This window comes from Mangrovibacter sp. MFB070 (assembly GCF_000705335.1).
Taxonomy (GTDB): Bacteria; Pseudomonadota; Gammaproteobacteria; order Enterobacterales; family Enterobacteriaceae; genus Mangrovibacter; species Mangrovibacter plantisponsor.
The window spans coordinates 188,694-204,243 of record NZ_JJMI01000002.1; the positions used below are offsets into that span (position 1 = coordinate 188,694).

Annotated in this window: 12 protein-coding genes; 3 read left to right on the forward strand and 9 right to left on the reverse strand. The window is 49.7% G+C overall.

Annotated elements, in window-relative coordinates; genetic code table 11:
• Nucleotides 1–7: 7 nt before the first annotated feature.
• The 9 genes from DT73_RS01320 to yqgB form a co-directional block, all read right to left on the reverse strand.
• The gene (locus DT73_RS01320) at nt 8–733 is read right to left on the reverse strand and encodes an oxidative stress defense protein (RefSeq protein WP_036102829.1); all 726 of its coding nucleotides are present in this window, start codon (nt 731–733) and stop codon (nt 8–10) included.
• A 114-nt stretch (nt 734–847) separates the two neighbouring features.
• Nucleotides 848–1,480 (reverse strand): arginine exporter ArgO, encoded by a 633-nt coding sequence (gene argO / locus DT73_RS01325; protein WP_036102831.1) that lies wholly within the window; start codon nt 1,478–1,480, stop codon nt 848–850.
• A 199-nt stretch (nt 1,481–1,679) separates the two neighbouring features.
• Entirely contained in the window at nt 1,680–2,531 is an 852-nt protein-coding gene (gene mscS / locus DT73_RS01330; protein WP_036102833.1) for a small-conductance mechanosensitive channel MscS, read from the reverse strand.
• 178 nt (nt 2,532–2,709) lie between these two features.
• Nucleotides 2,710–3,786: a class II fructose-bisphosphate aldolase gene (gene fbaA, locus DT73_RS01335; protein ID WP_036102835.1), complete on the reverse strand. Its 1,077-nt coding sequence runs from the start codon at nt 3,784–3,786 to the stop codon at nt 2,710–2,712.
• Nucleotides 3,787–3,883: 97 nt separating this feature from the next.
• Nucleotides 3,884–5,047, reverse strand: a complete 1,164-nt coding sequence (pgk, locus tag DT73_RS01340) for a phosphoglycerate kinase (RefSeq protein WP_036102837.1) — start codon at nt 5,045–5,047, stop codon at nt 3,884–3,886.
• 42 nt (nt 5,048–5,089) lie between these two features.
• Nucleotides 5,090–6,118: an erythrose-4-phosphate dehydrogenase gene (epd, locus tag DT73_RS01345; protein WP_036102839.1), complete on the reverse strand. Its 1,029-nt coding sequence runs from the start codon at nt 6,116–6,118 to the stop codon at nt 5,090–5,092.
• A 357-nt stretch (nt 6,119–6,475) separates the two neighbouring features.
• Nucleotides 6,476–8,467, reverse strand: coding sequence for a transketolase (tkt, locus tag DT73_RS01350; RefSeq protein WP_036102841.1), 1,992 nt, complete (start codon nt 8,465–8,467; stop codon nt 6,476–6,478).
• A 434-nt stretch (nt 8,468–8,901) separates the two neighbouring features.
• On the reverse strand, nt 8,902–10,878 hold the full coding sequence (speA, locus tag DT73_RS01355) for a biosynthetic arginine decarboxylase (RefSeq protein ID WP_036102843.1): 1,977 nt from the start codon (nt 10,876–10,878) through the stop codon (nt 8,902–8,904).
• Nucleotides 10,871–11,164: an acid stress response protein YqgB gene (yqgB, locus tag DT73_RS27015; protein WP_369792545.1), complete on the reverse strand. Its 294-nt coding sequence runs from the start codon at nt 11,162–11,164 to the stop codon at nt 10,871–10,873. The genes speA and yqgB overlap by 8 nt, the downstream gene beginning before the upstream one ends.
• Before the next feature lie 558 nt (nt 11,165–11,722).
• Between yqgB and metK the strand changes: the two genes are divergently transcribed.
• From metK to DT73_RS01375, 3 genes are all read left to right on the forward strand, one after another.
• Nucleotides 11,723–12,874 carry a methionine adenosyltransferase gene (gene metK / locus DT73_RS01365; RefSeq protein WP_036102912.1) on the forward strand — a complete coding sequence of 384 codons (1,152 nt, stop codon included), beginning with the start codon at nt 11,723–11,725 and terminating at the stop codon, nt 12,872–12,874.
• Between the two features lie 650 nt (nt 12,875–13,524).
• Nucleotides 13,525–14,916 (forward strand): sugar porter family MFS transporter, encoded by a 1,392-nt coding sequence (locus tag DT73_RS01370; protein ID WP_036102847.1) that lies wholly within the window; start codon nt 13,525–13,527, stop codon nt 14,914–14,916.
• Between the two features lie 83 nt (nt 14,917–14,999).
• Nucleotides 15,000–15,509 carry a SprT family zinc-dependent metalloprotease gene (locus tag DT73_RS01375; RefSeq protein ID WP_036102849.1) on the forward strand — a complete coding sequence of 170 codons (510 nt, stop codon included), beginning with the start codon at nt 15,000–15,002 and terminating at the stop codon, nt 15,507–15,509.
• Nucleotides 15,510–15,550 lie beyond the last annotated feature (41 nt).

Below are 15,550 nucleotides of genomic sequence, written 5' to 3' on the forward strand. Positions count from 1 at the left end.
ACAGCTGTCACTGAGCAGAAGCAGCCTGTGGGCTCATTTCGAATACCACATCAACCTGGTCACTAAACTGAATCGTTTGCTGGTCGTAGGTATCTTCGGCTGAAACAGGAGCAGCGTCTGCTTTCATCATACGCACCATAGGTGATGGCTGATAATTGGCAACGTGATAACGCACACTGTATACCGGGCCCAGTTTGGCGTGGAAGCCTTGCGCAAGCGAATTTGCCTGTGCGATAGCGTCGCTGATTGCTGCCTTACGTGCCTGTTCTTTATAGGCATCCGGGCTGGAGACGCCCAGAGAAACGGAGCGAATTTCATTTAACCCGGCCTTGAGTGCGCCATCAAGCAACCCGCTGAGACCATCAAGTTTGCGCACCGTAACAACCACGTTGCGCACAGCACGGTAGCCTTTAAGTTCGCGCTTGCCTTCTTTCAGATATTCGTATTCTGGCTGAGTACGTAAGTTTGCCGCATCAATATCTTTTTTATCGACACCCTTTTCCTGCAGGAAAGAAAAGTAACGCGCAACACGCTCATCAGCCTGTTGTTTCGCGCTGGCTGCATCCTTCGCCGTAACACTCACCTCGATAGATAAGGTCGCGATATCTGGCACTGCGTCTACACTGGCACTCCCTGATGTGACAATATGAGGGCCGTTTGGTAACTCATTAGCGACACCAGAAAAAGAGGCCAATCCTAAAACACTTGCCAGTAACAACACGTTAAACTTCATTTCTTATCCTCCATGCAATTTTTAACCTGACAGGAAGTACTTCTCGTTACATCCTGCGAGCAAGAGTAACGATTAATCACCAGATGTCCATAGGATAATTACGCCAGCCGGTTATCAAAACAACCCCTGAAGATGGTGAACACCTTCCTGTGCAAGTCTTAACGCAATAAACCACATCACGCTGCCGACCACAAAATTGATAACCCGTTGCGCATGTTGAGTACGCAGGCGTGGTGCAAACCAGGCCGCGAGCAGCGCAAGGCCGAAAAACCACAAAAACGAGGCGCTGACAGTCCCCAGAGCAAACCACCGTTTCGGCTCGGTGGCCAGTTGCCCACCCAGGCTACCTAACACCACGAAAGTGTCCAGATACACATGGGGGTTGAGCCATGTCACCGCCAGCATCGTCGTAATAATACGCCAGCGCCCCTGGCCCGCTATTTGTGCTTCATCCAGCGTAATATCGCGGCTGAATACTGTTTTGAATGCGCCCCATCCATACCACAACAAAAACGCCACGCCCCCCCAGGTTACCAGTGCCAGAAGCCAGGGCGACTGCATCAACAGTGCGCTGCCACCAAAGATCCCGGCGCAAATCAGCACCAAATCACTTAAGGAACACAGCGCCGCAATCATCAGGTGATACTGGCGGCGAATCCCCTGATTCATTACAAACGCATTCTGTGGCCCAAGGGGTAAAATCATTGCTGCGCCCAACGCCAGCCCTTGCAGATACCAGCTAAACATAGTTCATCCTTTTATTTTGGGAATGGCGCGCAGTCTACGTAGTTTGTTTTATTAGTGGAAATTGATATTTTTAATTATTAATAAGAATATCTAATAATAGCAGACACACTAATGGCCAGTGTAAGCTGGCCATTAGTGTGTGAAACTATGCAGAAAAAACCATCTTCCCCAGGCATCACAATGGCCTGAGAGCAAAAGGTTATTTTTCTTGCTCGCGAATCATATGCACGTCCATTTGCGGGTAAGGAATGCCAATATCATTAGCATCCAGAGCCTTCTTAATTTTTTCCAGTGTATCCCAGTACACTTCAATAAGGTCTCCGCTGTTACTCCAGGCCCGCACGACAAAATTCAGAGAAGAAGCCCCTAACTCATTGAGGCGCACGGTAATACCTTTCTCTTTTATGATACGATCATCCGCCATCAGAATATCGGAAATGATCTTTTTCACCTGGTCAATATCCGCATCATAGGACACGCCAATAATAAACTCATTACGCCGCGCAGGCTCACGTGAGAAGTTAATAATATTCCCGGCAATAATTTTACCATTCGGCACAACAACAATTTTGCCATCCACACTGCGCAGTGTAGTAGAGAAGATCTGGACATTCAGTACAGTACCTGCGGCACCACCCAGATCAACATATTCACCACTACGGAACGGGCGGAATGTCACCAGCAACACACCGGCAGCAAGGTTAGACAACGACCCCTGCAACGCGAGGCCAACAGCTAAACCGGCAGCACCTAATACGGCAATCACAGACGCGGTCTGCACCCCAATCCTGCCTAATGCAGCAATCAGAGTAAACGCGATAATGCCATAGCGAACCAGCGCAGACAGAAAATCTGCAACGGTGGCATCAATTTTACGGGCCTGCATAACACGGTTGAGCGCATTCGAAATTAACCGGGCTACCACAAAGCCAATAATAATAATGACTACGGCCGAGACAATATTAACGGCGTAATCAACCAGCAAAGCCTGATTGCGCATCAACCAGGTGCCTGCATCATTTATGCTGTCCACAACATGTATGTCTTCCATCTGGGTTCCTTGTCTCCGTTAGTCAAAAGCAAATTTACACCTCAAAGATGTTTCTAAAGGGTAAACAAAAAGCCTGCCTTATGCCAGACAGCTCACATTTTTATGCTTTAAACCCAGAAAAAGGCGTAAAAAAACCCGCCTCAGAGGCGGGTTTTTAGTTGAAACAGAAACGAACTAATTACAGAACGTCAATCGCGTTCAGTTCAGTGAACGCCTGCTCCAAACGAGCTACCATTGACTGCTGGCCGGCACGCAGCCAGACACGCGGGTCATAGTATTTTTTGTTCGGCTGGTCTTCGCCTTTCGGGTTACCCAACTGGCCTTGCAGATAAGCTTCGTTTTCTTTGTAGTAGTTCAGAATACCTTCCCAGGTTGCCCACTGGGTGTCGGTATCGATGTTCATTTTAATAACACCGTAGCTTACGGAGTCTTTGATTTCCTGGGCAGTTGAACCAGAACCGCCGTGGAATACGAAGTTCAGGCTGTTGTGCGGCAGGTTGTGTTTCTTGCACACATATTCCTGGGAATCGCGCAGAATAGTCGGGGTCAGTTTAACGTTACCTGGTTTGTAAACACCGTGTACGTTACCGAAGGAAGCAGCGATGGTGAAACGCGGGCTGATTGCATTCAGTTTGGTGTATGCATAATCAACGTCTTCTGGCTGAGTGTACAGTGCGGAAGCGTCCATGTGGCTGTTATCCACACCATCTTCTTCACCACCAGTACAACCCAGTTCGATTTCCAGAGTCATGTCCATTTTGGACATACGCGCCAGGTATTTAGAGCAGAGCTCGATGTTTTCTTCCAGAGATTCTTCAGACAGGTCGATCATGTGAGAAGAGAACAGCGGTTTACCGGTAGCAGCAAAATGTTTTTCACCAGCATCCAGCAGGCCATCAATCCACGGCAGCAGTTTTTTGGCGCAGTGGTCAGTGTGCAGAATAACCGGAACACCATAATGTTCGGCCATATGATGAACGTGAAGCGCACCAGAGATAGCACCCAGAATAGCAGCCTGCTGGCCTTCGCCTTTGTAGCCTTTACCAGCGATAAATGCCGCACCGCCGTTAGAGAACTGCACGATTACCGGTGCTTTAACTTTGGCAGCCGTTTCCAGAACAGCGTTAATAGAATCAGTACCGACGCAGTTAACTGCCGGTAAAGCAAAGTTATTTTCTTTTGCTACCTGGAAAACTTTCTGAACATCATCACCAGTGATAACGCCAGGTTTCACGAAATCAAAAATTTTAGACATATTACGTTGTCCTGTATCTTCGGCCTTGGAAAAGGGGTGCGTACCTGGTTAACCAGGCACACAGAAAACGACGGGCAGGAACCCCTGCCCGAATGCATTACTTCTTAGCACGCTCTTCGAGCATAGCAACAGCTGGCAGAACTTTACCTTCTACGAATTCAAGGAAAGCGCCACCGCCGGTGGAGATGTAAGAGATTTTGTCTGAGATACCGAACAGGTCAATTGCCGCCAGAGTATCGCCGCCACCAGCGATAGAGAACGCATCACTTTCAGCAATAGCTTTAGCAACAATTTCGGTGCCTTTACGGAAGTTCGGGAACTCGAACACGCCAACCGGGCCATTCCACAGAATAGTTTTAGCGTTTTTCAGGATTTCAGCCAGTTTCTCAGCAGAAACATCACCCATATCCAGGATTTGCTCTTCGTCTTTCACTTCAGTTACAGACTTCAGTGTAGCCGGAGCAGTTTCAGAGAACTCGGTTGCTACGCGAACATCGGTCGGAACCGGGATGTCGCAGATAGTCAGCAGGCGTTTTGCTTCTTCAACCAGGTCTGGTTCATACAGTGATTTGCCAACTTTATTGCCTTGTGCAGCAACGAAGGTGTTAGCGATACCGCCACCAACGATCAACTGGTCAGCGATTTTAGACAGGGAATCAAGAACAGTCAGTTTAGTGGAAACTTTAGAACCACCAACGATAGCTACCATCGGGCGAGCCGGCTCTTTCAGTGCTTTACCCAGCGCGTCCAGTTCAGCTGCCAGCAGCGGGCCTGCACAAGCGATTTCAGCAAATTTGCCAACACCGTGAGTTGATGCCTGAGCACGGTGAGCAGTACCGAAAGCGTCCATTACGAACACATCACACAGTGCTGCGTATTTTTTGGACAGCGCTTCGTCGTCTTTCTTCTCGCCTTTGTTAAAACGAACGTTTTCCAGAACAACCAGTTCACCAGCCGCCACTTCAACGCCATCCAGGTAGTCTTTTGCTAAACGAACTGGCGCAGAGAGTTTGTCTTTCAGGTAATTCACAACTGGCAGCAGAGAGAATTCTTCATTGTACTCGCCTTCAGTCGGACGACCCAGATGGGAAGTCACCATCACTTTCGCACCTTGTTTCAGGGCGATTTCAATGGTCGGCAGAGATGCACGGATACGCGCATCAGAAGTCACTTTCCCTTCTTTAACCGGTACGTTCAGATCCGCACGGATAAGAACACGTTTACCAGCCAGATCCAGATCGGACATCTTAATTACAGACATGGTGAATCCTCTCGTTGATTCTAAAAGTTTTGCAGGCGCAAATTACGCCTTACCTGATATCTGTGTTGCAGACATCGCCAACGTGGTATCCAGCATTCGGTTGGCGAAGCCCCACTCATTATCACACCAGACCAGTGTTTTGATCAGGTGCCCACCACTTACCCGGGTTTGGGTGCCATCCACAATAGCGCTATGTGGATCGTGGTTAAAATCGGTCGAGACTAACGGTAATTCCGTATAGTCAACTATACCATGAAATGCCCCCTGTGCCGCTTTTTGCAGCAACAGGTTAACCTCTTGCGCAGTAACTTTATGTGACACAGTGACGCTCAAATCAATCGCAGTCACGTTAATGACCGGAACGCGTACAGCAATAGCTTCAAAGCGGTCACAAAATTTCGGAAAAATACGGGTGATGCCTGCAGCCAGCCGGGTATCGACCGGAATAATTGACTGGCTGGCTGCCCGGGTGCGGCGCAAGTCCGGGTGGTAAGCATCGATCACCTGCTGGTCATGCATCGCAGAGTGAATGGTTGTGACCGTCCCTGATTCAATTTCCCAGGCTTCATCAAGCAACTTAATAACGGGAATAATACAGTTAGTCGTGCAGGATGCGTTGGAAACAATGCGGTCTGTCGGGCGGAGTTGGTCATGATTGACACCGTAAACCACGGTGGCATCCAGCGTATTACCGCCGGGGTGCGAAAACAGCACTTTTTTGGCTCCAGCCTCAATGTGAGCCAGACCATCTTCACGGCTACCATAGACCCCAGTGCAATCCAGCACGATGTCCACATCCAGCGCCCGCCAGGGCAGTGAGGCAATATCCCGTTGATGCAAAATGCGAATAGTGTCATCACCAATAAAGAGTTGTTCGCGGTCATGGCGAACTTCCCAGGCAAAACGGCCATGGCTGGTATCGTATTTAAGCAAATGCGCCATACCAGCGGCATCAGCCAGCTCGTTGATTGCCACAACGGTGATTTCCGCACGGCGACCGGATTCGTAAAGTGCCCGAACCACGTTCCGCCCAATGCGACCAAAGCCATTTATCGCGATGCGTACGGTCATATCTCTCCTGCCAGGATTCTGTGCAATGTTGTGGCAAACAGGGTAATGCAGCCACCGCCTCAGGGGAATCCTCGCCAGCCATAAATCACGACTGTTTGGTTAAATGTCGAACATTTTAAATTACTGAAACGCTTCAGCCAGCATATTAGAAATAAGGAATAAAGGGAATATTCCCTCTGCGTTATCACTCATTCTTCTGACCTGCGTCACACTTTTAGCCCTTTCACTGGCCAGAAGATAATCCGTGCAAGAATAACCACCAGGAATAATGGAATAATTCACTGCCTGTGGTGATATCATGGGCGTAAAAAAGCCGGGCAAATTGCCCGGCTACATAAACAGACGTTGGTGGGGCGATTACAGCAAAGCTTTTGCCTGTTTCACTACGTTTTCTACAGTGAAACCGAACTCTTTAAACAGCAACTCTGCTGGCGCAGACTCACCGAACGTAGTCATGCCTACAATGGCACCGTTCAGGCCGGTGTATTTGTACCAGTAGTCAGCAATACCTGCTTCAATTGCCACACGGGCAGCAACCGCTTTTGGCAGTACCGCTTCACGGTAAGCAGCATCCTGTTTCTCAAACACGTCGGTTGACGGCATGGAAACCACACGTGCTTTCACACCTTCGCCAGACAGTTGTTCCCATGCGGCAACCGCCAGTTCCACTTCAGAACCGGTGGCAATGAAAATCACCTGCGGCTGGCCTTCACAGTCTTTCAGCACATAGCCACCACGCGCTGCATCAGCCAGTTGCTGGGCACTGCGCTCCTGCTGGGCCAGGTTCTGGCGGGACAGAATCAACGCGGTCGGGCCGTCATGACGTTCAACGGCCGCTTTCCAGGCAATGGCACTTTCCACCTGGTCGCACGGGCGCCATGTACTCATGTTCGGCGTCACACGCAGGGAAGCCAGTTGTTCCACAGGCTGGTGAGTCGGGCCATCTTCGCCCAGACCGATGGAGTCGTGGGTATACACCATCACCTGACGCTGTTTCATCAGCGCTGCCATACGCACTGCGTTACGGGCATATTCCACAAACATCAGGAAGGTGGACGTGTACGGCAGGAAACCACCGTGCAGCGCGATGCCGTTAGCAATCGCCGTCATCCCGAACTCACGCACACCGTAGTGAATGTAGTTACCGGCGGTGTCTTCGTTAATGGATTTGGAGCCGGACCAGATGGTCAGGTTGCTCGGTGCCAGGTCAGCTGAGCCACCGAGGAATTCCGGTAACCACGGACCAAAGGCTTCAATGGCATTCTGCGACGCTTTACGGCTGGCGATTTTAGCCGGGTTGGCCTGAAGTTTTTCAATAAATGCCTGGGAGTTTGCGGCAAAGTCTGCCGGCATTTCACCGCTCATGCGGCGGGTGAATTCAGCCGCTTCCTGCGGGAAGGCTTTGCTGTAGGCAGCAAATTTTTCATCCCATGCGGATTCTTTTGCTTTACCGGCTTCAGACGCATCCCACTGGCCATAGATATCCTGCGGGATAACAAAAGGTTCGTATTTCCAGCCAAGCTGTTCACGGGTGGCGGCCACTTCGGCATCACCCAGCGGTGCGCCGTGGGAATCATGGGTACCGGCTTTGTTTGGCGAACCGAAACCGATGATGGTTTTGCACATCAGCAGGGACGGTTTGTCTGTGACACTGCGCGCTTCGTCGATGGCGCGTTTGATGGAGTCCGCATCATGACCGTCAACACCGCGTACCACATGCCAGCCGTAAGCTTCAAAGCGTTTGGCGGTGTCATCCGTGAACCAGCCTTCCACATGACCGTCGATGGAAATGCCGTTGTCATCGTAGAACGCAACCAGTTTGCCCAGTTTCAGGGTACCGGCCAGGGAGCACACTTCGTGAGAAATCCCTTCCATCATGCAGCCATCGCCCATAAAGGCGTAGGTGTGGTGGTCAACGATTTCATGGCCCGGGCGGTTAAACTGCGCGGCCATGGTTTTCTCAGCAATCGCCATACCCACTGCGTTGGCAATCCCCTGCCCCAGCGGGCCGGTGGTGGTTTCCACACCAGCGGTGTAACCCACTTCCGGGTGGCCCGGGGTTTTGGAGTGCAGCTGGCGGAAGTTTTTCAGTTCTTCAATTGGCAGGTCGTAGCCGGAGAGGTGCAGCAGGCTGTAAAGCAGCATGGAGCCATGGCCGTTAGACAGGACAAAGCGGTCACGGTCAGCCCAGTGCGGGTTCTTCGGGTTATGATTCAGGTAATCACGCCACAGGACCTCAGCAATGTCAGCCATCCCCATGGGGGCACCGGGGTGACCGGATTTGGCTTTTTGTACTGCGTCCATGCTGAGCGCACGAATGGCGTTGGCAAGCTCTTTACGAGAAGACATTTTGACTCCAGATCGGATAGTTGAAGACCAGGCCTTAATAACGGTTTCAAGCCTGCGCCCCAATGGCGTATAACCCAAAGCAAAAACATCCCATTACAGTAAACTGTATTCAGGTTGTGTTAATTTCAGGCTATTGATTCACCAAAATAAGTGGGCACATATCTCTGGCCGTTAGGGCTCCAAAAAGTTGTCCATCAATTTAACCTAAGCAGCCTGTCATGTACATGGAACATCCTTTTGTCCACAGATAAATCTGCGAAACAGCCCTCAGGTTCTGTAGTTGAGTATCGCACAGGCTGTGCCTGAGGATTTATACTTATGCGCCCTGGAAGCGGATTTTAAGACTTTTTGCTTACTGTTCTGCTGGTAAACAGGCAATAAAAAAACGGCGCGCAGGTAACCCGCGAGCCGTTTTTTAGCAAACGAATAATGGGTTATTCGTCTTCGAGGTAGGTATAGCCGTAAAGACCAGCTTCAAACTCTTCCATAAATTGCTGTTGCAATACAGAGTCCAGGCCAGTCTGCTTAACCTGATCGCGGAAATGTGTCAGCAGTGTATTAGGGTCCAGTTGCACATATTGCAGCATGTCAGCAACGGTATCACCCTCGTCAGACAGCTCTACTTCCACGGTGCCATCAGGGAAGACAAACACATCCACGGCTTCAGTATCACCAAACAGGTTATGCATGTTGCCCAAAATTTCCTGGTATGCCCCCACCATAAAGAAGCCGAGTAACGGTGGGTTTTCAGGATCATATTCCGGCATTGGCATGGTCGTCGCGATACCGTCGCCATCCACATAATGGTCTATAGCACCATCTGAGTCACAGGTGATATCCAGCAACACAGCACGGCGTTCTGGCGCATGGTTCAGCCCTTCAAGTGGCAGAACCGGGAACAACTGGTCTATTCCCCAGGCGTCAGGCATGGACTGGAACAGCGAGAAGTTGACGTACAGTTTATCCGCCATACGTTCCTGCAGTTCATCAATAATTGGCCGGTGAGCACGGTTTTGTGGATCCAGCTGTTTTTGCACCTCATGGCACATACTCAAATAGAGTTGTTCAGCCCAGGCGCGTTCCTGAAGATTGAATGTACCGGATGAGTAACCAACGTGGATATCATGCAAATCCATCTGGCTGTCGTGCAGCCATTCACGCAAGGAGCGGCGGTTACCAGGCTCATGCATTTCTTCCCATGTCTCCCACATGCTTTGCAATGCACGAGAGGCATCTTCTGCCGGGGGAGTTGGGTTGGAAAACTCGTTGCGCTCTACCCCAATAATATTGGAAACCAGAACCGTGTGGTGCGCAGTCACTGCGCGGCCAGATTCAGTGATAACCGTCGGGTGTGGCAAACCATGCTCTTCACAGGCATCGCCAATGGCCCAAATAATGTTATTGGCGTATTCGTTCAGGCCATAGTTCACCGAGCAGTCAGACTGAGAACGAGTCCCTTCATAGTCCACGCCCAGGCCGCCACCAACATCAAAGCACTGAATATTCACACCCAGTTTATGCAGTTCGACATAGAAACGCGCAGACTCACGAACACCAGTTGCGATATCGCGGATGTTCGCCATCTGCGAACCCAGGTGGAAGTGCAGCAGTTGCAGGCTGTCAAGGCGGTTAGCCTCACGCAACATTTCAACCAGTTGCAATACCTGGGTTGCTGCAAGGCCAAATTTCGATTTTTCGCCACCGGAAGACTGCCATTTGCCAGAGCCCTGTGAAGCCAGGCGAGCACGAACACCCAGGCGTGGCACAACATTCAGGCGAGCAGCTTCTTCCAGAACGATATTAATTTCCGTCATTTTTTCGATGACCAGATAGACTTTGTGGCCCATCTTTTCACCGATCATCGCCAGGCGAATGTATTCACGGTCTTTGTAACCATTACACACAATCACTGAGCGGGTCATACCGGCGTGAGCCAGTACCGCCATCAACTCGGCCTTGGAACCTGCTTCCAGCCCCAGCGGTTCACCAGAGTGAATCAGTGACTCAATCACGCGGCGATGCTGGTTGACCTTGATAGGGTAAACCAGGAAATAGTCACCGTTATAACCATATGATTCACGGGCGCGTTTGAATGCCCCATTAATTGAACGCAGGCGGTGTTGGAGAATTTGTGGGAAACAAAACAGAGCAGGAAGTCGCTGCCCCTGAGCTTCACGCTCTTTCACCAGTTTTGCCAGATCAACCCGGGCTTGCGGTACGTCCGGATCCGGGCAAACACTAATGTGCCCCAGTTCGTTGACGTCATAATAGTTATTGCCCCACCAGGCAATATTGTATGTACGCAGCATTTTGCTGGCTTCCTGGGAGTTCATTGCAACCTCCTGCATGGAACGGAGTACACCCTGTTCGCCTGCTGACGAACCCGGAACAAAAGAAATGTCGTCAGACATTGCGAACCTCAATTTTTGTCGAAAAAGTAAAACAGTTGACTACTATCGCAGGGCATACCTGAGATAACAACCCATAAGCAACACCCGGAGTTAGCAGAACATAAAGCTTCGCTAACCGCGTGACCGGTTTCATTTTCATAACATTGTAAGACACGATTCCGAACGCCACATGACAGTCCGGCGAAACCTGGAAAAATCCTTCTGGAAAACCAGAAGAGCCCTTGCTCAGTTCAGGTGGCGAAAACCAGCTCGAGAATCCTGAGACGTGCCGAAATGGGTATGACATCGGCTGGAAAACAAAAGTGAGAAGCAGGTGGAGAGGTGCGTATATACACCTGAGGAGCGACGTAACAACGGAATTTGTTGAAAATGGCGGTTCATTGTCATTGCTTGTTATCACCTCCACGCATACAACTGCATGCGATAAGTAAAGCCCGCGGCCTGGTCACCAAGACGAAAGCCACGCTACTGAGAATTTGCTCAACCCGGCTGGAAGTGAGTAACACAGTGCAAAACCGATTACCTGACGATATAAGCCGCGCGCGCCGTTTTATACCCACATCACCACCAAAAAGCAAAACAAAAATGCGCTATCTGGCCTGTGCTTTCCTCTGCTGTTTTGTAACAAAACAGCAGCATCGTGAACCCGATCAAAAAACCACTGGAAATCTGCTTAAGGTATAACCTAGAATAGCCGTCCAGAAGTTAATCCATCTATACTGATTAACACTAAGACTGCTGGTGTTGATTACCACCCAAAATGACGTTTGTCAGCATAGTCCTTATAAAGGATGTGGGTTATCAGCAGTCCCTGATAATCGATTTACTCCAGGGTGAAGATAATATGGCAAAACACCTTTTTACGTCCGAGTCAGTATCCGAAGGGCATCCCGATAAAATCGCAGACCAGATTTCAGACGCCGTTCTCGACGCGATTCTGGAACAGGATCCTAAAGCACGTGTTGCCTGTGAGACTTACGTAAAAACGGGCATGGTTCTGGTAGGTGGTGAAATCACCACCAGCGCCTGGGTTGATATTGAAGAAATTACCCGTAATACCGTGCGTGATATTGGTTATATTCATTCCGACATGGGCTTTGACGCAAACTCTTGCGCCGTTCTGAGCGCCATCGGCAAACAGTCTCCGGATATCAACCAGGGTGTTGACCGTGCAGACCCGCTGGAACAGGGTGCTGGCGACCAGGGCCTGATGTTTGGTTATGCCACCAATGAAACCGATGTGCTGATGCCGGCACCAATCACTTATGCTCATCGTCTGGTTCAGCGCCAGTCTGAAGTGCGTAAAAATGGCACACTGCCCTGGTTACGTCCTGATGCGAAAAGCCAGGTAACCTTCCAGTATGATGACGGTAAAATTGTCGGCATCGATGCAGTTGTGTTGTCTACTCAGCATTCAGAATCTGTCACGCAGAAAGATCTGCAAGAAGCCGTAATGGAAGAAATCATCAAGCCGGTTCTGCCTGCAGAATGGCTGAGTGCTTCCACCAAGTTCTTTATTAACCCAACAGGCCGTTTTGTTATTGGTGGCCCAATGGGCGATTGCGGCCTGACCGGGCGGAAAATTATCGTTGATACCTACGGCGGTATGGCTCGCCATGGTGGTGGGGCATTCTCCGGTAAAGACCCGTCCAAGGTGGACCGTTCTGCTGCTTATGCGGCTCGTTATGTAGCGAAAAACATCGTTGCTGCGGGTCTGGCAGATCGCTGTGAAATCCAGGTGTCCTATGCCATCGGTGTGGCTGAACCAACGTCCATCATGGTAGAAACCTTTGGCACCGAAAAAGTGGCACCAGAGTTACTGACAGCACTGGTTCGCGAACATTTTGACCTGCGCCCATATGGCCTTATCAAAATGCTGGATCTGTTACATCCGATCTACCGTGAGACAGCGGCTTATGGTCACTTTGGCCGTGACCACTTCCCGTGGGAAAAAACCGACAAAGCTGCCGACCTGCGCGCGGCTGCCGGGCTGTAATAATCAGCTTCAGGCATCTTTCAGGGCCAGTATTCACTGGCCTTCAAATTGATGAAAAAGAAGGAAAAAGCGTGGTTTTTCCTTCTTTTAAGTTAGCAGCCGAAAATCAATAAATTGATTTTCCTGGTTTTTTATTGGATGACATCCTCTCGTTCTGTGCAGACATGAGGTTCGTCATCAGACTCAGGGCCAGTATTCACTGGCCCTCTTTATGACTTTTCTCAATTGTTTACTGGCTAACTATTCTCTTTTTAAGACTGCACACGCTTCTGACGCCTGCAACCAGCACATTTTACACAACGCTAAATCATCCTGTGCCACCCCAAACAGTTGTTTACTGCCAATTTGTTTGCTCTACGCGTGACAATGGAAACGATTACACTTCATATTGCAATATATTTTTTCATATTCCACTTAAAAAAAACATAAATTTGATATTTTTGTTACATAGACTATCAGACTTGTCTAATAAACCAACATTAAAGAAAATGAGATACTTAATAACACAATGATTTAAATCGTAAAATTTTATAATCATAAAATATGGATAGTGTAACCGATTACATCATCGTGATAAGGGTCACACTTTCTTACCGAAACACAACCTACCATTAACATTTGAATAATTAATAACCCAACTGGAGGGCATCATGCCTGACACTAAAAAGACGGGACTTTCTAACAAGGCAATGACATTTTTTGTCTGCTTTCTGGCCGCACTGGCAGGATTGCTGTTTGGTCTGGATATCGGTGTTATTGCCGGAGCCCTTCCCTTTATTGCCCATGAGTTTCAAATCACATCACACCAACAAGAATGGGTGGTAAGTTCCATGATGTTCGGCGCTGCAGTTGGCGCGGTAGGGAGCGGCTGGCTCTCTTTCCGGCTGGGGCGTAAATACAGCCTGATGATTGGCGCGATACTGTTCGTGGCCGGGTCACTGTGCTCCGCTCTGGCACCGAATGCCGAAATTCTGATTCTTTCCCGCGTGTTACTGGGTCTTGCTGTGGGTATAGCTTCCTACACTGCACCGCTGTACCTTTCTGAAATTGCGCCAGAAAAGATTCGCGGCAGCATGATCTCCATGTATCAATTGATGATAACTATCGGCATTCTTGGGGCCTATTTATCAGATACTGCCTTCAGCTACAGTGGTGAATGGCGCTGGATGCTGGGCGTTATCACTATTCCGGCCGCCTTGCTGTTAATTGGCGTGTTCTTTTTACCAGACAGCCCGCGCTGGTTTGCAGCCAAACGCCGCTTTCATGATGCTGAACGCGTTCTGATGTACCTGCGTGACTCTGGTGAGGAAGCTAAACGTGAGCTGGAAGAAATCCGTGAAAGCCTGAAGGTGAAACAAAGTGGCTGGTCACTGTTCCGTGAAAACAGCAATTTCCGTCGGGCTGTGTTCCTTGGTGTACTGCTACAAGTAATGCAGCAATTCACCGGGATGAACGTCATCATGTATTACGCGCCAAAAATTTTTGAAATAGCTGGTTTTGCCAACACCACAGAGCAAATGTGGGGAACGGTTATCGTCGGCCTCACCAACGTACTGGCAACCTTTATTGCAATTGGCCTGGTTGACCGTTGGGGGCGCAAACCAACGCTGATCCTTGGGTTCCTTGTGATGGCAGTTGGTATGGGCATTCTCGGCACTATGCTGCATGTAGGTATTCACTCCAGCAATGCACAATACTTCGCTGTGGCTATGCTACTGATGTTTATTGTGGGTTTTGCGATGAGTGCCGGCCCGTTGATCTGGGTGCTGTGTTCTGAAATTCAGCCACTGAAAGGGCGTGATTTCGGCATAACCTGCTCAACGGCGACCAACTGGATTGCCAATATGATTGTCGGCGCAACCTTCCTGACAATGCTCAATAGTCTGGGGAATGCAAATACCTTCTGGGTTTATGCCGGGCTGAATGTGTTCTTCATCATTCTGACGCTAATTCTGGTACCAGAAACCAAACATGTTTCCCTTGAACACATCGAACGTAACCTGATGAAAGGCCGTCCGTTGCGCGAAATTGGCGCCCAATAGAGTATTTGGCAAAATTCGGGGGGCGGCAGTGCCCCCCGACACATACTTGCAGTCAGCGATTTCAGGCTCTATGCTGCCAGCTTATGAATACACGTCGCATCCCCATTGCAATACAACAAGCTATAATGCGCAGCCTGCGCACTAACCTGGTACGGGCCAATCACTACCTGAATACACAGTACCCTGAGCCCAAAGTCTCCTGGCAACAACGCGGAACATCGGCAGGTACCGCCTGGTTAGAATCCTATGAAATCCGGCTTAACCCATTATTATTGTTGGAAAACCAGCAAGCATTTACCGAACAGGTTGTGCCACACGAGCTGGCTCATTTGCTGGTCTGGAAGCATTTTGGCCGGGTTGCGCCCCATGGCAAAGAGTGGAAATGGATGATGGAAACTGTGCTGGGCGTTCCGGCTCATCGTACTCACCAATTCGAACTCAGCGCCGTGCGTTCCAATACTTTCCCTTATTATTGCCGTTGCCAGCAACATCAGTTGACGGTACGTCGCCATAACCGGGTATTACGCAAGCAGGCGGAATACCGCTGTATTCATTGCGGAGAAATACTGAAACCGGGCACATCTCCCCTGTAACCACAGCCAGTTAACTGGAAACTTTAGAATCCAACTGATTG